The 22,349-nt window shown below is 57.4% G+C and carries 17 protein-coding genes; 7 read left to right on the top strand and 10 right to left on the bottom strand.

What is annotated here, in order from left to right; all coding sequences use genetic code 11:
* Positions 1-72: 72 nt before the first annotated feature.
* Positions 73-954: an EamA family transporter RarD gene (gene rarD / locus CQ009_RS12885; RefSeq protein WP_064390214.1), complete on the bottom strand. Its 882-nt coding sequence runs from the start codon at positions 952-954 to the stop codon at positions 73-75.
* Between rarD and CQ009_RS30055 the strand changes: the two genes are divergently transcribed.
* Positions 902-1,156 carry a hypothetical protein gene (locus tag CQ009_RS30055; RefSeq protein WP_177430979.1) on the top strand — a complete coding sequence of 85 codons (255 nt, stop codon included), beginning with the start codon at positions 902-904 and terminating at the stop codon, positions 1,154-1,156. The two genes, rarD and CQ009_RS30055, sit on opposite strands and share 53 nt — an antisense overlap.
* Here the strand turns inward: CQ009_RS30055 and CQ009_RS12875 are convergent.
* Together CQ009_RS12875 and CQ009_RS12870 are read right to left on the bottom strand one after the other, a co-directional pair.
* The gene (locus CQ009_RS12875; protein WP_105706632.1) at positions 1,148-2,161 is read right to left on the bottom strand and encodes an aldo/keto reductase; all 1,014 of its coding nucleotides are present in this window, start codon (positions 2,159-2,161) and stop codon (positions 1,148-1,150) included. The two genes, CQ009_RS30055 and CQ009_RS12875, sit on opposite strands and share 9 nt — an antisense overlap.
* Positions 2,162-2,339: 178 nt before the next feature.
* On the bottom strand, positions 2,340-3,650 hold the full coding sequence (locus CQ009_RS12870) for an MFS transporter (protein ID WP_105706629.1): 1,311 nt from the start codon (positions 3,648-3,650) through the stop codon (positions 2,340-2,342).
* A 171-nt stretch (positions 3,651-3,821) separates the two neighbouring features.
* Here CQ009_RS12870 and CQ009_RS12865 point away from each other — a divergent pair, with 171 nt between their 5' ends.
* The 4 genes from CQ009_RS12865 (at position 3,822) to CQ009_RS12850 (ending at position 9,446) form a co-directional block, all read left to right on the top strand.
* Positions 3,822-4,940, top strand: coding sequence for a sugar diacid recognition domain-containing protein (locus CQ009_RS12865; RefSeq protein ID WP_064390211.1), 1,119 nt, complete (start codon positions 3,822-3,824; stop codon positions 4,938-4,940).
* A 216-nt stretch (positions 4,941-5,156) separates the two neighbouring features.
* Positions 5,157-6,296 carry a glycerate kinase gene (locus tag CQ009_RS12860; RefSeq protein WP_105706626.1) on the top strand — a complete coding sequence of 380 codons (1,140 nt, stop codon included), beginning with the start codon at positions 5,157-5,159 and terminating at the stop codon, positions 6,294-6,296.
* 295 nt (positions 6,297-6,591) lie between these two features.
* Complete coding sequence (locus CQ009_RS12855) at positions 6,592-8,217, top strand: methyl-accepting chemotaxis protein (protein WP_105706622.1); 1,626 nt, start codon at positions 6,592-6,594, stop codon at positions 8,215-8,217.
* A 41-nt stretch (positions 8,218-8,258) separates the two neighbouring features.
* Complete coding sequence (locus tag CQ009_RS12850; RefSeq protein WP_105706619.1) at positions 8,259-9,446, top strand: pyridoxal phosphate-dependent aminotransferase; 1,188 nt, start codon at positions 8,259-8,261, stop codon at positions 9,444-9,446.
* A 142-nt stretch (positions 9,447-9,588) separates the two neighbouring features.
* On the opposite strand, the gene CQ009_RS12845 is transcribed toward CQ009_RS12850, so the two are convergent.
* The 5 genes from CQ009_RS12845 to CQ009_RS12825 all read right to left on the bottom strand — a co-directional run bounded on the left by CQ009_RS12845 (position 9,589) and on the right by CQ009_RS12825 (position 14,934).
* Positions 9,589-10,566 (bottom strand): D-glycerate dehydrogenase, encoded by a 978-nt coding sequence (locus CQ009_RS12845; RefSeq protein ID WP_105706616.1) that lies wholly within the window; start codon positions 10,564-10,566, stop codon positions 9,589-9,591.
* A 13-nt stretch (positions 10,567-10,579) separates the two neighbouring features.
* On the bottom strand, positions 10,580-11,878 hold the full coding sequence (locus CQ009_RS12840; RefSeq protein ID WP_064390206.1) for an MFS transporter: 1,299 nt from the start codon (positions 11,876-11,878) through the stop codon (positions 10,580-10,582).
* A gap of 59 nt (positions 11,879-11,937) precedes the next feature.
* Positions 11,938-12,981, bottom strand: coding sequence for a sugar kinase (locus CQ009_RS12835; protein WP_105706612.1), 1,044 nt, complete (start codon positions 12,979-12,981; stop codon positions 11,938-11,940).
* On the bottom strand, positions 12,974-13,756 hold the full coding sequence (locus CQ009_RS12830) for a sugar phosphate isomerase/epimerase (protein ID WP_105706609.1): 783 nt from the start codon (positions 13,754-13,756) through the stop codon (positions 12,974-12,976). Before CQ009_RS12830 ends, CQ009_RS12835 begins: the two co-directional genes overlap by 8 nt.
* A gap of 149 nt (positions 13,757-13,905) precedes the next feature.
* A complete protein-coding gene (locus CQ009_RS12825; protein WP_064390203.1) occupies positions 13,906-14,934 on the bottom strand; it encodes a LacI family DNA-binding transcriptional regulator in 1,029 nt (342 codons plus the stop codon).
* Between the two features lie 234 nt (positions 14,935-15,168).
* On the opposite strand from CQ009_RS12825, the gene CQ009_RS12820 reads away from it, so the two are divergent.
* Complete coding sequence (locus CQ009_RS12820) at positions 15,169-18,258, top strand: hypothetical protein (RefSeq protein WP_105706605.1); 3,090 nt, start codon at positions 15,169-15,171, stop codon at positions 18,256-18,258.
* A 334-nt stretch (positions 18,259-18,592) separates the two neighbouring features.
* Positions 18,593-20,956, top strand: coding sequence for an autotransporter outer membrane beta-barrel domain-containing protein (locus tag CQ009_RS12815; protein WP_256585415.1), 2,364 nt, complete (start codon positions 18,593-18,595; stop codon positions 20,954-20,956).
* Between the two features lie 49 nt (positions 20,957-21,005).
* On the opposite strand, the gene CQ009_RS12810 is transcribed toward CQ009_RS12815, so the two are convergent.
* Together CQ009_RS12810 and CQ009_RS12805 are read right to left on the bottom strand one after the other, a co-directional pair.
* Entirely contained in the window at positions 21,006-21,464 is a 459-nt protein-coding gene (locus CQ009_RS12810; RefSeq protein ID WP_105706601.1) for a hypothetical protein, read from the bottom strand.
* A 194-nt stretch (positions 21,465-21,658) separates the two neighbouring features.
* A complete protein-coding gene (locus tag CQ009_RS12805) occupies positions 21,659-22,300 on the bottom strand; it encodes a DUF1345 domain-containing protein (RefSeq protein WP_105706599.1) in 642 nt (213 codons plus the stop codon).
* Positions 22,301-22,349: the final 49 nt, after the last annotated feature.

Below are 22,349 nucleotides of genomic sequence, written 5' to 3'. Positions count from 1 at the left end.
GATCCGGCAATGCTGGTGACTGAATGACCGCAATCGCGAGCAGGCTCACTCCTACATTTTTTTGTGTTTGGCTTAAGGACGGCGTTGGCGCATCAGGTGTTTGAAGCCTTCGAAGACCAGCACCACAACCGCCATCCAGATCGGAATATAAGTCAGCCATTCGCCAGACTTGATGCTCTCGCCGAGCAGCAGCGCCACCCCGAGCAACAGCACCGGCTCAACATAACTCAACAATCCAAACAGACTGAACGGCAGCAGGCGGCTGGCAATGATGTACACCACCAGTGCCGAGGCACTGATCAAACCCAGTAGCGGGATCAGCCACATCAACCCCGGGTATTGATCGAACACGCCCAAACCTTGCTCACCCCCACGCACGAACCAATACGCGACTGGCAGCATCAGCGTCATATCAACCCAAAGCCCGCCGAGGTGATCGGTTTTCAGGTATTTGCGCAGGACGAAGTACAGCGGATAGCCGACCACGACCACCAGTGTCGCCCAGGAAAATCCGCCAACCTGATACAGCTCATTCAATACACCCAGCGAAGCGAAGAACACCGCGATTTTTTGCAGGTACGACAGGCTTTCGCCGTAGGCGATCCGTCCGGTCAGCACCATGGCCAGCGGCAGCAGGAAGTAGCCGAGCGACACATCGAGGCTATAGCCATTGAGCGGTGCCCACATGAACAGCCACAACTGCACACCGAGCAGAGCGGAAGAGACGATCAGCCCGGCGATCAGTTTTGGCTTCGCGGCCATCAGCCGAACCAGCTCCAGCACCCGTCGCCACTCGCCAGAGACCAACATGAACACGGTCATGCACGGCACCGTCAGCAGCATCCGCCAGCCGAAAATTTCCACGCCGCTCAATGGGGTGAGCAGCGAGGTGTAGTAATACATGACGGCAAACAGCACCGAGGCCGAAACCGATAAAGCGATACCTTTAGACAAACTGTCCTCGCGGGTGGGTGATCAAACGGGGCGCGAAGGATACGTGGTTTTTGTGCTGAATATTGGCCGGATGGTCATTATTTCCCACACGTACATCCCCACAATTGTAGGAGCTGCCGCAGGCTGCGATCTTTTGATTTTAAAAAAACAGATCAAAAGATCGCAGCCTGCGGCAGCTCCTACATGGATGGCGTCAGGCTGAGTGGGTTTTGCGGCCGGACACAAAATGACTGACATCGTTGAAGCCCGGTGTCGATGCATGCCCCGGTGTCACCAGCGAATCGATAAACGCCTCATCTTCCGCTGTGATCTTCACCGCTTGCGCCTTGGTGTACGCATCCCACTGTTCTTCCGTACGCGGCCCGACAATCGCCGACGTCACTGCGCTGTTGTTCAACACCCAGGCAATCGCAAATTCAACCATGCCAACGCCACGTTGTTCGGCGTACTGATGAATCTGCTGGGCAATGCGCAACGACTCAACGCGCCATTCGGTTTCCAGAATGCGTTTGTCCTGACGCCCGGCGCGGCTGTTGGCATCCGGTGTCACGTCCGGCGCGTACTTGCCACTGAGCACGCCACGGGCCAACGGGCTGTAAGGCACCACACCGAGGCCGTAGGTTTGCGCGGCGGTAATCTGCTCGGTCTCGGCCTGACGGTTGACGATGTTGTACAACGGCTGGCTGATCACCGGCCGATCGACGCCCAGTTTGTCGGCGACACGAATCACCTCGGCAATCCGCCAGCCGCGATAGTTCGACAGGCCCCAATAGCGAATCTTGCCTTGGCGAATCAGATCGCCAATCGCCGAAACGGTCACTTCCAATGGCGTGTTGTGGTCTTCGCGGTGCAGGTAATAGATGTCGAGGTAGTCGGTGCCCAACCGGGTCAGGCTGGCGTCCAGACCATTGAAGATATGCTTGCGGCTGAGGCCGCTGCGGTTTGGCACACCGTCCACCGGGCCGAACCCGACCTTGGTCGCCAGCACCCACTCATGCCGATTGCCGGCAATTGCTTCACCGACGATCTCTTCCGAACGACCGTTGGTGTATACGTCGGCGGTGTCGATGAAGTTGATGCCCTGATCCCAGGCCTTGTCGATGATGCGCAACGACTCTTCGGTACTGGTCTGCTCGCCGAACATCATCGTACCGAGCGTGAGGGTAGACACCTGCAACCCCGAATGCCCCAGTGTGCGATAGCTCATGCCGAAATCCTTTTGTCGGTGGGAAACCTCAACAAATAACAGATGTGTAACAGGGCGCAAAGTGAATTGTTGCGGCGTTTAAACGCAAAAAGATCGCAGCCTGCGGCAGCTCCTACAAGGAACACATTCCAAGGAAGGAGCTGCCGAAGGCTGCGATCTTTTGATCCTGCTCTTGTAATTAAGCCCGCAACGTCCGCGTCATCCGCAGCGCCAACAGACTCCCGCCAACAATCACACCCGCCAGCAGATACAACGCCGCATCGGTCGAGCCGGTGCTGTCCTTGACCCAACCGACCAGGTACGGGCTGAGGAAACCGGCCATCTGCCCCATCGAGTTGATCAATGCCAGACCACCGGCTGCAGCGCCGGCACTCAACATGGCGGTCGGCACTGGCCAGAACATTGGCAGGCCGGTCAGCGCGCCCATGGTCGCAATGGTCAGGCCGAGAATCGCAATCGCCGGGTTGCCCGCGAAGTTCACCGCGATGACCAGGCCGATCGCGCCCATCAGCATCGGCACCACCAAGTGCCAGCGACGTTCTTTGCGCAGATCTGCCGAGCGACCGACGACCAGCATGAACACCGCCGCCAGCAGATACGGAATCGCGCTCAACCAACCGATCACCAGGTTATCGCTGAAGCCGAGGTTCTTGATGATCGACGGCAGCCAGAAGTTGATCGCATACACGCCACTCTGGATACAGAAGTAGATCAGGCCGAATGCCCAGATTGCCGGGTTCTTGAACACGGCAATCAACGAGTCGGAAGTGGTTTTCGGCTTGTTCGCCAGGTCTTCGGCCTGATCCGCTTCAAGCACCGCGCGCTCGTGCGGGGTCAGCCACTTGGCATTGGCGAAGCTGTCGCTCAGCAGGAAGTAGGCGAGGGCGCCAAGGATCACCGTCGGAATGCCCTGCAGCAGGAACATCCACTGCCAGCCGGCCAGACCGCCCTGGCCTGCGGCGAAGTGATTGAGGATCCAGCCAGAGAACGGGCTGCCGAGCAAACCGGATACCGGGATCGCCGACATGAACAGCGCCATGATCCGGCCACGCCGGAAGGTCGGGAACCATTGCGAGAGATACAGCACGACGCCCGGGAAGAACCCGGCTTCGGCCGCACCGGTAAACAGCCGCAGGGTATAAAACTCGGTCGGGGTGGTGACGAACAACAGGCAGGTCGACAGTGTGCCCCAGGTAATCATCATCAACGCAATCCAGCGTCGAGGACCGAACCTGGTCAACGCCAGGTTGCTTGGTACGCCGCACAGCACGTAACCGATGAAGAAGATGCCGGCACCGAGGCCGTACACGGTTTCGCTGAATTTCAGTGCGTCGAGCATCTGCAGTTTGGCGAATCCAACGTTGACCCGGTCGAGGTAGTTGAACAAGTAGCAGATGAAGATGAAGGGGATCAAACGCAGGGTGATGCGTTTGTAAACGGCGTTTTTATCGTCGTCGATGGTCTGGGTAGCTGCGGCGCTGTGCGACATAGCGGCTCTCTCTTTATTATGATTTTTTGCGATGCAAAGGGTAACGTTGATCGCCCTGAGAGTCTCGGCCAACCTTGGCAGGATTGTCTTTGTGCCTGAGCACAGGGTTTGCCGCCAGACCCTGTGCGGGTGAACAACCGCCAGTGCCAGAAAATAAGGATTGCCGCCGTTATGTTTGAACTCGATCACGACCTCGCCCAGGACATCGTCGACCGGGCCATGGCCATTTTGCCCTACAACGTCAACGTCATGGACAGCCAGGGTCTGATCCTCGGCAGCGGCGAACCCGAGCGTATCAACACGCGTCACGAAGGTGCGCAACTGGTGCTGGCCAACGGTCGCGTGGTGGAAATCGATGCGCAAACCGCTGTGCATTTGAAAGGCGTGCAACCGGGGATCAACCTGCCGCTGCTGCTCGATCAACGCCTGATCGGTGTACTCGGCATCACCGGCGAGCCGGAGCAACTGCGCACTTACGCTGAGCTGGTACGCATGACCGCCGAAATGCTCGTCGGCCAGCGCAATCAGCAGGCCGAGCAGCAGTGGCGGCGGCAGCGCTGCGACGATCTGTTGGCATTGCTGTTGAGCGAGGCCGGAGATTCGCCGCGGTTGATTGATGAGGCGCAGCAATTGGGGCTCAAGCCGCAATTGACGCGGGTGCCGTACCTGTTTGAGCTGGGTCTGGAGCATGGGCCGGGACAAACCGTCGATGCGCTGAGTGCCTGGCTGACCTCGCGCTATCCCGACAGTTGGTGCGTAAGTTCGGCCAAGTCGTCACTGCTTTGGTGTCGGCCAGCGAGTCACAACGTCGAGCATGATCGGCTGCTGGAAAAACTCGATGGTCTGGGCTGGAACATTTTGCGCATTGCCGTCGGCGGCCAGGCGGATGGCTTGCTCGGGCTGCGACGTTGCTATCGACGGGTCGGCGATTTGCTCGCCTATGGCCGTGAAGTGTTACCGCATTCACGCTTGCTGACGCTCAATCGCTATCGCTTGCCGGTGATGTTGTGGCGGCATCGCAATGACGATGCGCTGGATGAATTGCTCAAGCCGCTGCGCAAGGTGATCGCCAAGGACGGCAACGGCCAATTGCTGGCGACGCTGCGCAGTTGGTGCGAACACGACGGGCAGAGTCAGGCGTGTGCGGATGCGTTGGGCATTCACCGCAACAGTTTGCGCTATCGGATGGAGCGGATTGCCGAGTTGAGTGGGGTTGATCCGTTGCGGCTGGACGGGATGTTGGCGCTGTATCTTGGGGTGCAGTTGCTGCCGCAGATCGACCCGAATTGATCGGTGTCCCCAAGGACGCCATCGCGAGCAGGCTCACTCCTGCAATTGGAATGCATTCCCCTGTAGGAGTGAGCCTGCTCGCGATGGCGGCGGTACATTCGGCGCAGAGTATTTTGTGGAAATGAACAATAAACGCCCACGCCGCTTGTGCAGCGGACCGGCGTCAATGCGCATGCCGACTGGCAGCATGAGGGGCATTGGAACTGGAGAATTCGCATGAAAATCGTCATCGCCCCCGATTCGTTCAAGGACAGCCTGAGTGCCCAAGGCGTTGCCGAGGCCATTGCTTTGGGTCTGGCGCAAGTCTGGCCGCAAGCCACGCTGGTCAAATGCCCGATGGCTGACGGCGGTGAAGGCACGGTCGAGTCGATTCTCGCGGCCTGCGAAGGCGAGTTGCGCCGCACCCGTGTGCGTGGCCCGCTCGGCGCGCCGGTCGACGCCGCGTGGGGCTGGTTGCCGCACAACCGCACTGCGATCATCGAAATGGCTGAAGCCAGCGGCTTGCAACGGGTGCCACCGGGGCAGCGTGATGCCTGTATCACCAGCACATTTGGCACCGGCGAACTGATTCGTGCGGCGCTGGATGCCGGCGCGCAACGGGTGATTCTGGCGATTGGCGGCAGTGCGACCAACGATGGCGGCGCCGGTACGATGCAGGCGCTGGGGGTGAAATTGCTCGATGCGCAAAATCAGACGCTGGTACCGGGCGGTTTGGCCTTGGCGCAACTGGCGCGAGTGGACATCAGCGAACTTGATCCGCGTCTGGCGCATGTGCGATTTGATATCGCCGCCGATGTGAACAATCCGTTGTGCGGCCCCCACGGCGCGTCAGCGATTTTCGGCCCGCAAAAAGGCGCTTCGCCGGCGCAGGTGCAGCAACTCGATCAGGCGTTGGGGCACTTCGCCGACCTGTGTGCCGAGGCGCTGGACAAAGATGTGCGCGATGAGCCGGGCTGCGGTGCAGCGGGTGGTTTGGGGTTCGCCGCCAAGGCATTTCTTGGCGCGCAATTCAAAGCCGGGGTAGAAGTGGTCGCCGAACTGGTCGGCCTCGCTGAAGCCGTTAAAGGCGCGGATCTGGTGATCACCGGCGAAGGCCGCTTCGATGCCCAGACCTTGCGCGGCAAAACCCCGTTTGGTGTGGCGCGCATCGCCAAGCAGCACAACGTGCCGGTGATCGTGATCGCGGGCACTTTGGGGGAGGGTTATCAGGAACTCTACAACCACGGCATCGATGCCGCTTTTGCGCTGACCAGCGGCCCGATGACGCTGGAGCAGGCCTGCGCAGAAGCACCACGCTTGCTGCGCGAGCGCGCTACCGACATTGCCCGTGTCTGGCAACTCGCCAGCAAAAACTGACCCGCCTCTGTAGGAGCTGCCGAAGGCTGCGATCTTTTGATCCTGTTTTTAAGAGCAAGATCCAAAGATCGCAGCCTTCGGCAGTTCCTGCATCAAGATTGGAATCGCAGTGTTTCATTCATGTATCACCCTGAAAAATAGTTGATCTTGCCCCGCAATCTTCCTAAAGCCTGGCCGATACAGCTAACAGGCGCGCACACCACACCCCCAAAACAGTGACGCCGGACCGAAGCCCTTAGCGGGCCAGTGATAACGGCATGGACGCTCGTAGTTTTTATCTTCCGAGAGTCCAACCATGTCCTTGCGTAACCTGAATATCGCGCCCCGTGCCTTCCTCGGTTTTGCCTTCATCGCCTTGCTGGTGGTCGTGCTCGGCGTGTTTGCCGTCAACCGCATGTCGATCATCCGCCAGGCTTCGATCGACATGGAGTCGACGCAACTGCCCAGCGTCACGCATCTCGCTGTGGTGACGGAAAACGTCCTGCGTCTGCGCATCCTGTCGTTCCGCGTGCTGGTCAATCGCGAACCGGCCGGTTTGCAGGAAGCCCAGACCCGCATCGCCACGTTGGTCGACAAGGTTCGCAGTGCCCAGGCCAGTTACGCCGCACTGCCGGCGGGCGCGGAAGAACGTGCGTTGTATCAGACGTTCGCCAGCACGCTGGACAACTACCTGCAAGCGCAGAACCAGATGATGGAGCTGTCACGTCAGGACAAAATCGATGAGATGCGCAGCCTGATCAACACGCGGATCAAGGACGGCACCGACCAAATGGGCGAGCAACTCAACAAGCTGATTGCGATCAACGCCGCTGGCGCTAAAGCCGCTTCGGCGCAGGCCGGTGAAAAATACGACAGTGCGATTTTCGGCATCGTCCTCGTCGCCATTGTTGCCGCGCTGGCCACGGTGCTGCTGGCCTGGTTGTTGACCCGCAGCATCGTCACCCCCTTGAACCGCGCCGTCGCCGCTGCGCGCACCATTGCCGAGGGCAACCTGACCAAGGTCATCGAAATCGATGGCAACGACGAGCCGGCGCGCCTGCTGGAAGCCTTGGCCGCGATGCAGGCCAACCTGCGCAAAACCATCGAACAGATCGCCGGTTCCGCCACGCAACTGGGCGCCGCTGCCGAAGAGCTCAGCGCCGTGACCGAAGAAGCCTCCCGTGGCCTGCAGCAGCAAAACAACGAGATCGAACAAGCCGCCACCGCCGTCAACGAGATGACCGCTGCCGTCGAAGAAGTTGCACGCAATGCGGTGTCGACTTCAGAAGCCTCGAACCAATCGACCCACGCCGCGCGCGAGGGTCGCGATCAAGTGGTGAAAACCGTCGACGCAATCCAGACCATGACCCATGACGTGCAGAACACCGCGCAAATGATCGAAGGCCTCGCTGCGCAAGGTCGTGACATCGGCAAAGTGCTCGACGTGATCCGCGCCATCGCCGAGCAGACCAACCTGCTCGCACTCAACGCCGCGATCGAAGCCGCGCGTGCCGGTGAGGCCGGTCGTGGTTTTGCCGTGGTTGCGGACGAAGTACGCGCGCTGGCCCATCGCACCGCGCAGTCGACCCAGGAAATCGAAAAAATGGTCGCCGGCATTCAAAACGGCACCGGCGAAGCGGTTTCGTCGATGCAACAGAGCAACCAACGCACCCAGTCCACCCTGGAAATGGCCCGTGCGGCCGGCGTCGCGCTGGAGCAGATTACCCAGTCGATTCATCAGATCAACGAGCGCAATCTGGTCATCGCCAGTGCTTCGGAAGAGCAGGCGCAAGTGTCGCGTGAGGTCGATCGCAACCTGGTCAACATTCGTGACCTGGCCACGCAATCGGCTGCCGGGGCCAACCAGACCAGCGCCGCCACCCATGAACTGTCGCGTCTGGCGGTAGATTTGAATGCCATGGTGGCGCGTTTTGTGATTTGAGATAGGGTGAAGACTGGAGACCGCGCCATCAGGAGACGTGCATGCGCTATTCAGCCTTGACCCAACGAATCGCCGGGGAAGGAGCCGCTGCCTGGCAGATTCACGATCGAGCGCTGGAGTTGCGCGCCGAGGGCGTTGATGTTCTGTTGTTGAGTGTGGGCGATCCGGATTTCGATACACCGCTGCCGATCATTCACGGCGCCATCGACAGCCTGTTGGCGGGCGACACGCATTATTCCGAAGTCCGTGGTCGGCTGGCATTGCGCAAGTTGATTGCCGAACGCCATCGGCGGCACAGTGGTCAGGCGGTCGATGCCGACCATGTGATCGTCATGCCCGGTGCGCAATGCGCGGTGTATTCGGTGGCGCAATGTCTGCTCGATCCGGGCGATGAGGTGATCGTCGCCGAGCCGATGTACGTCACCTATGAAGGCGTGTTCGGTGCCTGCGGCGCGACCGTGGTGCCGGTACCGGTGCGGCCGGAGAACGGTTTCCGCGTCGATCCGGCGGATGTCGCGGCACGTATCACGCCGAGGACCCGCGCCATGCTGCTCAACAGTCCGAACAATCCCTCTGGCGCGAGCCTGTCACTGTTGATCTGGCAAGAGCTGGCGGCGCTGTGCGTGCGGCATGATTTGTGGCTGATCAGCGACGAGGTCTACAGCGAACTGCTTTATGAAGGTCAGCACGTCAGCCCGGCGAGTTTGCCGGGTATGGCTGAACGCACGGCGACCATCAACAGCCTGTCAAAATCCCACGCCATGACCGGATGGCGCATCGGCTGGATGATCGGGCCGAAATCGTTGGCCGAGCATTTGGTCAATCTGTCGCTGAGCATGCTCTTTGGGTTGCCGGATTTTGTGCAGAAAGCGGCGGAAGTTGCGCTGGCCTCGGATCTGCCGGAAGTGACGCAGATGCGCGAGGAGTATCGGCTGCGTCGTGACCTGGTGTGCGAGCGTTTGCAGGGGTGTCCGGGGTTGTACCCGATCCGTCCCGATGGCGGCATGTTCGTGATGGTCGATGTACGCCAGACCGGGCTCGGCGCCCAGGCATTCGCCGAGCGGCTGCTGGAGGGATATGGGGTTTCAGTGTTGGCGGGAGAGGCGTTCGGGCCGAGTGCGGCGGGGCATATTCGTATCGGCCTGGTGGTGGATCGGGTGAAACTGGCGGATGCCTGTGCGCGGATTGCTCTCTGTGCGGCGCAGCTTTTACAGGCGCGTAGTGCCTGATGGTTTTGCAGGGCCTTCACTGACCTCATCGCGAGCAGGCTCACTCCTACATTGATTTGAGGTGTACACAAATTCAGTGTTCACCCTGACCCTTGTAGGAGTGAGCCTGCTCGCGATAGCGATTTAACAGGCAATAAAAATCTCAGCTCTGCCAGGCCAATGGATTCACCAGATTCGCCGGTTTTTCCCCACTCAACGCCGCCAACAGATTCTCCACCGCACACCGCGCCATCGCTTCCCGCGTTTCATGCGTCGCCGAACCCATGTGCGGCGTCGCCACGACGTTGTTCAACTGCAACAACGGCGAGTCATGCTGCAACGGCTCACGCTCAAACACATCCAGCCCGGCCGCGCGTATGCGGTTATTGCGCAAGGCTTCGATCATCGCCGCCTCATCCACCACTTTGCCCCGGGAAATATTGATAAAGATGCTTTGCGGGCGCATCAACGCAAACTGCTCTGCCCCGATCAAACCTTCAGTCTGCGCGGTCAGCGGCAAGGTCAGACAAATGAAATCGGCCTGCTGAAGCAGATCCTCAAGACTACGATATTGCGCATCAAACCGCGCCTCGACCGCCGGCTTGCGCGACTGACTGTGATAGAGCACCGGCATGCCAAAACCGAAATGGCCACGCTGCGCCAACGCCTCGCCGATGCGCCCCATGCCGATGATCCCCAGCGTCTTGCCATGCACATCGGTGCCGAAATGCGCCGGGCCGATGTTGCGGCTCCATTGACCGCTACGCACCATGTTCGCCAATTCGACCACACGCCGGGCGGCGGCGAGGATCAGGGCGAAACCGGTGTCGGCGGTGGTCTCGGTGAGTACATCCGGCGTGTTGGTGAGAAGGATCTTGCGCTGCGTCAAGTAATCGATGTCGTAGTTGTCGACGCCGACCGAGACGCTGGCGATGGCCTCAAGCTGCGGCGCCAGATCGAGTAACGCGGCATCCAGTTTCAGGCTGGCACCGAGCAGACCGTGAGCGCGGGGCAGGGCGTCACGCATTTGCATGAGGCCGTCGGCGTCGAGGCTTTCGATCAGCGCGACCTCGCACTGTTCCTGTAGACGCGCCATCAGCGCTGGCGACAGTTTCTTGTACAACACGACTTGTTTTTTCATGACAAAAATCTCTTCAGGAATGCGCCGGCACGGCACGCGTGGCGACGGCTTTGGCAACGACGCGATCACTGGCGCCGGGCTTGAGGAACATGGTCAGCACCACCGACAGCAGCAACGCGCCGCTCATCAACAGGTACGAAGCGCCGGGCGAACCGGTCGAACTGTTCAGGTAACCGACCAGATACGAGCCGCCAAATGAACCGAGCGCGCCCATGCTGTTGATCAGCGCCATCGCGCCACCGGCCACGTTGGCAGGGAGAATCTCCGGGACGATCGCAAAGAACGGTCCATAAGGCGCGTACATGCAGGCGCCGGCAATCACCAATAGCGTGTATGACCACCAGAAGTGTTCAGCGCCCAAGGCGTAGGAGCCGTAAAAGGCAATGGATGCAATCAACAGCGGTGGCCAGACAAAGCGTTTGCGCTTTTGCAGTTTGTCCGAGCCCCACGACACGGCGAGCATGCCGATCACCGCCGCCAGATACGGCAGCGCCGACAGCCAGCCAGCCTCGATCATGTCCATTTGCGCGCCGGCCTTGAGGATCGACGGCAGCCACAAGACAAAGCCATAGACGCCGATGCTCCAGCAGAAAAACTGCAGCGCCAGAATGATCACCTTCGGCGAACGGAACGCCTCGGCGTAGTTCTTCACGGCTTTGATACCGACCTGCTCGGCAGCCAAGGCACTTTCCAGGTCGTGCTTTTCCTCATCGCTCAGCCACTTCGCCTGGGACGGACGATCATCGGCCAGACGCCACCAGATAAACGCCCACAGCACCGCCGGCAAACCTTCGATGATGAACATCCAGCGCCAGCTGAAATGCTGCACCAGGTACCCCGAGACCACTGACATCCACAGCATCGTTACCGGGTTGCCGAGGATCAGAAAGGTGTTGGCACGCGAGCGTTCGGCACGGGTAAACCAGTGGCACAGATACACCAGCATCGCTGGCATCACTGCTGCTTCAACCACGCCGAGCATAAAACGGATGACGATCAGCCAATAAGCGTTGGAGACCACGCCGGTCAATGTGGCGAGGCCGCCCCAGAGGATCAGGCTGACGAAAATCAGCTTTTTCACACTGTGTTTTTGTGCGTAGATCGCACCGGGTACCTGGAAGAAAAAGTAACCGAGAAAGAACAGCGCGCCGAGCAGCGACGACAGTCCCGGAGTGATCATCAAGTCGGCGGCCATACCGGACGCGGCAGCGAAGCCATAGTTGGCGCGATCAAGATACGCCAGGCTGTAGGTGATGAACACGATCGGCATGATGTACCACCAGCGGCGGGTGGCGAGGGTTGCGGTTTTCATGGGTGTTGCTCCTGAGCTTGTTGTTTTTGTCGCAGCAGGTTCAATAAATCGGTTGTCTGTCAGGGCCTCATCGCTGGCAAGCCAGCTCCCACAGGGATCTCTGGTATGTCAAAGATTGCATTGCCAACATCAACCCTTGTGGGAGCTGGCTTGCCAGCGATGGCGGCCTCAAATTCGCTGAAGAGTTCAGCCCGGGTTGGAAGGCCCTCCATATCCCCGCGACTCTGCACCGCACGACTGCCAATCCAGTTCGCCCGCTGCACCGCCTCGGCAAAGCTCTGGTGTTCCAGCAAGGCGCTGATCATTCCCACGGCAAAACCATCACCGGCACCCACCGTGTCGACCACCTTCGCCACCGGCACCCCGGCGACAAATCCCGACGCCAGATGCGTTCGGTAATAAGCGCCTTCCGGCCCGAGTTTGATCGCCACCGCTTCCGCACCTTGATCCAGATAAAACGCCGCAATGTCCGCCGGGTCTTCAAGCCCGGTGAGCAAGCGGCCTTCGCTCAATCCCGGCAAAACCCAATGGGCGAGGGCGGCGAGGCGGTTGATCTCGCGGATCATTTCGCGCTCGCTGGCCCACAGGCTTGGGCGCAGGTTGGGATCGAACGACACGCTGCGACCGGCATTGCGCATGCGCGTCATCAGTTCGAAAGACATCTCTCGCGCTGAGGCCGACAGCGCTGGCGGAATGCCGGTGGCGTGCAGGTGTCGCGCGCTCAGCAGGTTGGCGGTAATCGACTGCGGTGACAGATGACTGGCCGCCGAACCGCGCCGGAAATATTCGACCTGCGGATCGCTACCATCGTCGTTGCGGGATTTGAACTGGAAACCGGTCGGGTGCTGTTTATCGACATCGACATGGCTGCAGTCCAGGCCTTCTTTAATCAACGTCTCGACCACAAAGCGCCCGAGCGAATCATTGCCAACCCGACTCAGCCACGCGACGTTGAAACCCAGGCGCGACAGCCCGATGGCGACATTGCTGTCGGCCCCGGCGATGCGCTTGTGGAAGTGCTCGACCGTTGCCAGATCACCGGTCTGCTCAGCGACCAGCATCGCCATGGTTTCGCCGAACGAAAGAATATCGATCTCAGACATGAGCAGGCTCCAGACGCGATTGGCCGAGGCGGGCGAGGGCGGCGACGTGTTCGCTGGTCAGTTGCAACAGATCCTCGCCCTGCAACGGATATTCGGCGGCGCGCATAACGCCTTGGGCCATGTGCCGCAGCAGTTGTTCCCACAGATGCAGGTCACTGACGGCAGGCGGCACCGCGACCAGTTTGCCGTCGGCGCGACGGGCCACGGCTTTGCAGTGCACATAGCCGACATGCCGCCCGAGCAGGCGGGCGGCGCTGGTGGCGGACTGGTCCTGCCACTGCCAGTTGCCGATGTCGAAAGTCATCTTGATCGGCAGGTTGTGCTGTTCGACAGCGTTGAAGAAGCGTTGAAACGGTTCGATACGCCCGCCATGCAAGGTCTGGTCGTTTTCCACCAGCAACTGCACGGGGCTGTGCTGCAAACGCTCGGCCAAGGCTTGCAGATCGTTATTGTCGGTGAAGTAGCCGAGGGAGACTTTCAGCCATTTCGAACCGAACGCTTCGGCCTGTTGCAGGGCGGTAATCAATTCGGGATTCGGTTGTGCCTGACCGGCCAGCCACAGTTCGGTGGGCGAGGAATAGATGCTCTGCAGGCCCTGCGCCTGAGTGGCCTCGGCCAGTTGCGCAGGGTCTTCGCGCGTCAGCAATTCTTCGCGCCACTCGATGCGATTGGCCCCGGCGGCAGCCAGGATATCGATGAAGGAAGCTTGTCCACGCTGACGCACAAGCTCGGCGCCGTAGCTGGACAGACTGATGGAAACGTCGGGTTTATTCATTGTTATTGACCTCTGAAACCGGTTTCATTTTTGTTCAAAAAAATATCAGGTGTTCTGTATTGTCCTTTCGGACGCCTTCGCGAGCAGGCTCACTCCTACAGGGGAACGCATTCCAAATGTAGGAGTGAGCCTGCTCGCGATAGGTCAGCTCAAACAACGCTAATCCCCAAGGTTGACCCACGCTCAACCAGCACCGGCGCAAAATCCACCACCCGCGCCACCTCATCATCCCCACGCAAACGCTTGAGCAAACACTCAAACGCCCGCGCACCAATCTCTGCCGTCGGCTGAGCCAGTGCGGTAATCCCGCTGCCCACCAACGGATACCAATCCAGATCATCCAGGGCGATGAACCCGACATCCTCGAACAACCGGCAACCCATCTGGCGCAACGCAGTCGTTGCGGCCAGCGCTGCCACGCCATTGGCGCAGAACAACGCTTTTGGTCCGGCACCGGGCGTATTTAAAAAGGTTTGCAGTTGTGCGCCCAGCTCATCGCCGGTTTCCAGCACCACCCCAGTCAGCGCCGAGCGCTGAGCAATCTGTGCCTGAAAACTGCTGACCCGCTCGATCCGCGAACTGGTGCCGTCATAGGGTTCAGTCACCAGCACCAGATTGCGATAACCGCGCTGCTCCAGATGCATCAGCGCCATCTCCACAGCTAGCGGGTTGTTCAGCCCGACCATGTCGCTGTCGAGACCGTCGACCTTGCGATCGACCAGCACCAGCGGCATCTCGCGACGCAGTTCGTGCAACTCGTCACGGTGATGGCCCAGGGTGTTCACGATCAGTCCTTCGATGTTGTACGAACGCAATAGGGCCAAGTGCTGGCGCTCTTGCTCGTCATCGCGGTCGGTGTTGCATACCACCAGGCTGTAGCCGTGCGCCCGGCAGGCGGTTTCCACCCCGTGCATCACGGCAATTGAATAAGGGTTACGGATATCGGCCACCAGCATGCCGATCAGGCGCGTGCGCCCGCGTTTCAGGCCGCGCGCCATTTGGTTGGGGCGGTAGCCGAGTTCGCTGATGGCTTGCTCGATGCGCAGGGCGATGGCATCAGAGAGCAGGGCGCGGTCATCGCCGATGAAGCGCGAGACGCTGGCCTTCGAGACCCCGGCGCGCTCGGCGACGTCGAGCATGGTCACGCGGCTGCGTTGGGCGGTGGAGAAGTCGTTCATCGTGGCGGCAACTTTCTTGTTGTTGGAGTGTTTGAAACGTCATTGAAACCGGTTTCAGGAAACACCAATCGGCGTGTGTACGTCAAGGTGCGTTAATCACGAGCCAACCTGCGTCAGAGGTCTTTCGCCGACGAGCGGTCGCTTTACCTGTCAGATCTGACAGTAGGCAAGTCTGTTCGCTAAGCGCTTAATTCCCTCAGCGTTGCGAACGGAATTTTACAGGGCCGTCAGCCAATGAATTCTTTCTCTATCGAAACAAATAACATCGGTATTTTTGCGGTTCCGCTAACGATCGATGGCGTCGGCACGGGCGGTGCACTTCCACCTGACGCACCCGTTAAAGGCGTGATCATCCGTATACCCATGTGGCCGAATCCGTCGGTCATTCCTGGTAACTTCGATCTGATTGAAATCATGGTTCTGGAACCCGGAGCCTCCGAGGCAGAAGAACAGATTTTTCACAGTGAACGCCTTCCAGTACCTGTGACCGTCCCTGATTTTTTTATCCTTCCACCTCGATATTTACAGCGTGACGGCGATATCCGGCTCAGATATCGCGTTACTGCGCAAGACACTGGTAATCCTGATACGTCCTTGCCGCAATGGTACATCGTCAGCCGACTAATTCCCGTCAACTTGTTGGAGCCAGAATTTCCAAGTGCAACTATCTGGGGGTATCTCAATTGCAATTCAGTACCCAAAGTGTGGGAAACAGTACAAATCAAAGTGCCTGCGCAGCCTGGACGGTTTGCCGAAAAAGACGTCGTCACTCTGGATTGGGAAGGTTTTCAAAGTCTCAATGGCGTGAGGCCAATCAAAGGAACGGCGGGACGGTTCTCCAAAACATTGACCCTGGCAGATGCTAATTCAACTGACGGATTCTCGTTTGAGCTGACTTCCCAACATTACGCCAAATATATTGAGCCGATGGCAAGAGATGCTTCTGCTCTTGCCACCTACACCTTGCATCGAAATAACACCGCTTTGGGAAAGTCAGAAACTGGCCTGGTCAAGTTCGACCGGGTTGTTCCTGGTAAAAGTAATTTTTGTGGGCCGGTAACAAGTGTGTTGGACGTTTCTGAAAGCAACAAAATGTTAGCCAAAGAAGTTAGCAGTCTGCAGTCGCGTAGTTTTCTATTGGGCGATAACGTTAATTATCCAATAAATGGCATGTTGATGGAGCGTACGAATATGAATATGCAGGCGAAACTTGGGACGGGTGTGCTGGCGTTGCCTCCTGTTATTGTAGGCAATTTGCCGGATGGTCGATTGACTTACGAGCAGTTGGTCGTTAATAAAAAAATTACTGTGCACTTGACTGATATTGATGATAAGGGCCCGGACGGGGCAGCAAGGATTGAACTTTATCTTTTTCCCAAGGGAACAGTTCCTGTCGAGTTCGACCCAACATTTGTTGTTGTGACGAAAACCAAAGCCGCCGAGCCCGGTGGAGACTGGACATTCCCTATTGTGTTCGAGGTCGATATCCCGGCCAGGGTAAGGGAGGTCTTCAATGCGAACGGTGATTACACACCTTTTGAATTGTCGTTCTTCATTTATGATGCATTCGATAACGTCGATACCTCCAGTCCCCACACCGAGATCCTGCTGGATCAGACTGCGCCTTACCAACGCCAACCCGGTGGTCCGAACGGCACAGGTATACGGCCTACGCTGTTGACCTTGGGTGCGGGGTTTCCTCCAGTTATCGATGATGCCTGGCTGCTCAATCCTGCCAACAGTGGTGGTTTGAAGTTAACCATTCCCACGGCTTATCAGAAGTTCGAAGCGAGCAAAGATAAGGTCAATTTTTATATCTCGACGCAAACCACGTTTTCTCTGATGCAGGGTGAAGGCGCGGTGGTCGAAGACTTTCCAGTGCCAACCGGCGGTGTTATCAATGTGCCGCTCAGCTATTTGTCGGCGATGAATGAAGGGTCTTACTTTTATTCCTACAACCTGATCGATTTGCCGGGCAATGTAAGCAACAACTCGGCTATTACCACGCTGTTCAGGCGCGTCAAGACTCCTGCGCCGGTATTGGAAGTTCCAAGAATCCCTGTCACGGGCGCCAATGGCAGTGTTCCGATTACCTTGTCCACTGCTGCTGATCCAACCAAAGTCATCATGGAAATCGACTTTCCGTTGAATTCGCTTCCGGGTGATCGAATCATTCCGTACTTGACCTCTGATCAGGCCGGGGCAGCGATTGCGTTGCCTGAACAACCGATTCCGCCGGCTGGTACTGCCGGGCCTCTGCTTTTCGAACTGGATTTTGACATCATGTCCCAGCTCTTTGGCGATGCCAATGGGACTCAAGAGGTGGAGTTTGAGTACTGGTACGAACTGGAGCGCTCAACAATCACGCCTAACCCGACTTCGGCGTCTGTGTTTGCCATCGTCGACTTTTCCTATGCCGGGCCTGAGCAACCGAATCTGCCCGACTTGCCGAACATCAACATTTCTCCTGTCGTGGTGCAGGGCGCTGGAACTCCGGCGCCAGCACCAAACACACTGGGTCCGGCACAGGCTGGTATTGCGGCAACGATGAATTGGCCTTTGTGGACTGATGTAAACCGTCCGGTCACCGGGCGTGAAATCGTCAAGTTCTATTACCAGGATAAACAGGTCGGCGAACCCATTCCGGTACGGGTGGGCGACACAACCGTGCAAACGACATTGCCTTGGGAAACCATTCGCCTGGAGGGGAACGGTACGGGGGCAGACGCTCGCAAAGCGTACATCACCATCGAGTACCCGGGCAGCGCCAACGTGATGAAGCAGAAGATACCTACCGATGTCCAGGTGACTGCTATCGTGATCAATGTACCCGCGCCTCAGCTTATCGTGTCAGCGTTCCGAGCTGCGAGTGGAACTGTTGTGCCGGAGCGGATTATCACCAGCATCAACTGCCCTAGCCTTAATCATCCTGTTACGGTGAACGGTCCAATGCCGCCGTATCAGCCGCGTAATTTGCGGATCCGGATTATCCGCGATGCCAATATCCCGACTGGGGCAACGGTCGATCTGACGTTCGTGGGGCGCACCACAAATACTCCGGCTGGCACGGATATTCCCAACACCACTATCACGGATTCCGCCCCGATGCCGCCAACGGGAGATCTAGAGTTCCGTCTTACCGATTATGAGGCGATCAAAACGATCCAGTTGCCGAGTACTGCACCAGGGACTCGTCCAGCCACCCGTTACGCCCGCATTGCCTACACGGTCAACGGCATTACATCCGAAACGATCGTCCCTGTGGCGCTTCTGAATACGAGTCTGGTGTATTGCGACATTGAACGGCCTGAAGTAACTCCTTGATTCGGCGTATGAGTTCGTCAGCGCTGGTGAAAGTCAACTGGCTTTTCTTTCATCAGTGCTGGCGATTTTTTACTTTCGAATGAAGCCTCGTACATGAAAATGAGACAAGTCCTACCTCGACGAGGATGTTTCCTACATATAACTGGCTTGGTAAACCGTAGTCTGACGGCCGTCTCGGATTGCCCTCACATATCAGTCATGGGGGGAACCGCGTTCGTCAGGTAATGTTACCGAGTAGGGCCTAAATATGTCTTCAATATCAGATTCCGCGTTTCCCAGAAACACTCTTCATTTTTGTTTGCTTACATGTATTCCAATTTTATTTGATTCGGGATTGTCCCACGCCGCCACCGTTCCAGCAGGCACCACGCAAAATATTGATGCCACTACACCATTGGATACCTGGCAACTTGAAACCAATGCTTCGTTGATAGGCCTTGGCGCCGAAACTCTCGCTATCACTGGTACGGTGGGCAGTACTGTCAACTTGACCGGCTCTACCGTTACCTCAGCATCTGCTTCACAAGGAATGTTCCTGACCAACGCCAGTGCCATATTGAGTCGCACTACTGTCACCAGTGCGGGCGGGATTGGTATGTCAGCGGTTCGTGGCGTTGCCAGCGTCGGAGGATCGACGGTGACCTTGCGTGACCAATCTGTAGTTCAAGGCCTACAAGGCGGGATCGCGGGCAATCGGTTCAGCAATATCGATATCCAGAACTCCACTGTGCAAGGCACTGGAGGCAGCAGTTTTGGTATTCGATTGCTTGAAGGCACACTGTCCGCCACCTCAAGCACCCTCACGGGTGGACGCAACGGTTTGATCGTCGGAACCGACACTCAGGCGTCGGCCATCATTCCATCAACGATCCTGCTTGATGGTACGCGGGTGGAAGGTCAGGGCGGCTCCGCCATTTTGGTGGGCTTCAATGCGCCGAATTTCCCTACCATTGCCAATATCACAGTACGTAATCATTCGACATTGATCGGCGCCAACGGCACCTTGCTTGAGGTCGGTCCTGGTGCTTCCGCAAACCTTGTCGTGGACGACAGCGTTCTAAAGGGGAATGTCGAAGTGGCTTCCGGCAGCTCGGCAAATGTCACGCTGCAAAACAATGCAACCTTGAGCGGCAACTTGCAAAACGTTACCAGCGCGACACTCAATAATCGGGCGAATATGTCGGGCAACGTCATAGGCGCATCTACCATGTTGATCGACAATGCTTCCATGTTGACCGGCGACTTGCAGAATGTCGCCAACACCACGATCAACAATCAAAGCGTTATGACCGGCAACGTTTCAGGTGCCGCGAACAGCGTTTCGGCCTTGCGGCTGGACAATGCTTCCACGCTGATAGGGCAAGTCAATGATGTTGCCAACTTTGCCATCGGCAATCAGGCGTTGTGGCAAATGACCGCCAGCCAATCTGTGAGTAACCTGGCGCTCGCCAATGGCGGCAGGGTGAAGCTGGGCGACGGCCAACAGTATTTCCAGCTTGATGTGGCGAATCTGTCGGGCAGCGGTACGTTCGAGATGGGCACCGACTTCAACAGGGGCATCAGTGATCTTTTGAATGTGACGGGCAGTGCAGCCGGTAATCACCAGTTATTGGTTTCAAGTACAGGGCTGGACCCTGTCAGTGATGCGTCAATAAAAGTGGTGCAGAGCGTCGCCGGTACTGCCGAATATGGTTTGGTCAACAGCAAAGTGGATGCCGGTGCATTCACCTACAAATTGATCAAGGAAGGAAACGACTGGTATTTGCAGCCTGACAAGGAAGTTGTCAGTACACCCACACGCTCGGTCTTGGCCATTTTTGGTACGGCTCCCACGGTGATATACGGCGAGATGGCATCGTTGAATAACCGCATGGGCGATCTTCGCAATAACAGCGAGTTGACCGGTGGCTGGGTTCGCTCTTACGGCAATCGATATTCCATCAGCAATAACGCTTATGGCGATGGTTACAGCCAAAATCAGTATGGTTTGTCCATGGGTGTGGACACTCCAATCCAGCTCGCGGATGAAACAGTATTGTTTGGCGTTTTCGCAGGGTACAGCAAGTCCGATCTGGACTTGAAACGCGGCAGTTCAGGCGAAATCGACAGCACCTCGATCGGTGTCTATGGTACGTGGTTGGGTGAGAGTGGCTATTACCTGGATACTGTTGCCAAACTCAATCATTTTCGCAACGATGCCAAAGTGACGATGAGTGATGGCACTCGTACCAAAGGTGATTACGACAACCTTGGCGCGAGTGCGTCGGTGGAGTTTGGTAAGCACATCGACATCAGCGAGGATTACTACGCTGAAGTTTTCACTCAGTGGCAGGCTGCGTCTGTGCAAGGCAAGGAATATACGCTGGATAACGGGTTGCGCGCTGACGCCGACACTACACGCTCTATGCTTGGCAAGGTGGGCGTCACGCTAGGCAGAGGTACGACCTTGGCGGATGGCAGTATCGTGCAGCCTCATGTGCGCGCCGCGGTAGTCAACGAATTTGTGAAAAACAACGAAGTGCGCATCAACGATAATAAATTCAATAACGATTTGTCCGGTGGGCAGTTTGAAGTGGGGGCCGGAGTATCATGGACATTGATTGGCCGTTGGCAGATGTACGCAGAGGTGGATACCAGCAAAGGTGAAAATGTCAGCAAAGACTTTGGTATGGGCATTGGTGTCCATTATCAATTTTGAGTCATAAAAAAAGGGAGGCTTAGCCTTCCTTTTTTTTTAATGCTTTTATTCATCCAGCCTTCAAAACCTGAAAATTGCCTTTCAGGGTAAACGTCTCGCCCTCTGTACCTGGATACTCAAGAGCTGCCTGGAAACTGCCTTTGACGTTGTCTCCAAGCGCTGGCTCCAGTTTGATATTTCCAGAGATGCTTTCATAGACAGTCCCATCAGCATCTTTAAAACTAAAGTCCACATCAGCGCGCGATCTCAACTCATAATCGCCAACGGCGAAATTGGCCGGTAATGAAATGTACACTGTCCGAGCAGCCAGGCTTTTTGCCTTTGTCTTTGCGGCGGGTCGATGTACGGCTGTAATAAGAACGGCGTCGGTTTTTTGTGGCCCGGATTTCACGTTGTCTATCAGTCGAGAAGTGGCGATAAACTCTGGAAATTCTGTTTTCGTAGCAAATGCTGCTGCATTGACATAGTTACCGTCTGCGAAGCTGGTGCGCTTGATTACCGCTTTCATGGAATCGGTCTCCGTTACGAAAGAAGAGGTACCCAAAGGCCTTAGCCCTAATCCTGGATGAGCCATCTAATACTGTCCGTATAGGGATTGTATACTGTCACTGTTGACAGTTTACGAAGTCTCCAATCTGTGAAACTAATGGTTCTTGGATAACATCGCCGGTTGCCAAGTAATTGTCGTCTTCCAGGCCACCTTCAACTAAACAACCCTGCCGCAATATTGATCGAGAAGCCCAATATCGCCGTGTTGAATACGAACCCGATCAACGATTGCGCCAGCACAATCTTGCGGATATCCCGCGTCGCCACGCCCACATCCGCTGTTTGCACCGCCACGCCGATGGTGAACGAGAAGTACAAGAAGTCCCAATAGTTGGGCGTGGTCAGTCCTTCGGCGAAACGCAGCGCCGGTTCCTTGCCATCCCAGGTGTAAAACAGGCGGGCGTAGTGCACGCAGAAAATCACTCCGATCAGTAGCCACGAACCGATCACTGTGAGTGCGGTAAACCCGTAATGCATGAGCTTGCGCGTGGTTTCCAGGTCTTTGCTGCCCGCCAGTTCGAAGGTGATGGTCGCCAGACTCGCCAGCGCGGCGATGCACACCACGAACAGCACCAGCCCGGCATTTTCGTCTTCGACTTCAGCGATGCGTTTGACGTCCGGGGCCTTGGCGCGCGCGGTCAGCCAGAACATCAGGATCAGGTAAGTCCAGACACCGGCGTTCCAGCCAATGAGGATTTTACTGACGATGGAGTCGGCGGGTGCCAACAGGCCGGTGGCAAGGCCGAACAGGGCGGCGGCAGACAGGCGAGGGTGGGTGCGAGCGAGAAAGCGCATGGGGACTCACGTGGTGAACTGTCCCAGCACCATAGCTCACACAACCTTG

This window comes from Pseudomonas sp. MYb2, assembly GCF_002979955.1.
Classification (GTDB): Bacteria; Pseudomonadota; Gammaproteobacteria; order Pseudomonadales; family Pseudomonadaceae; genus Aquipseudomonas.
Note: the sequence above shows the minus strand (reverse complement) of the source record. Positions and strands in the feature narration are given on the sequence as shown.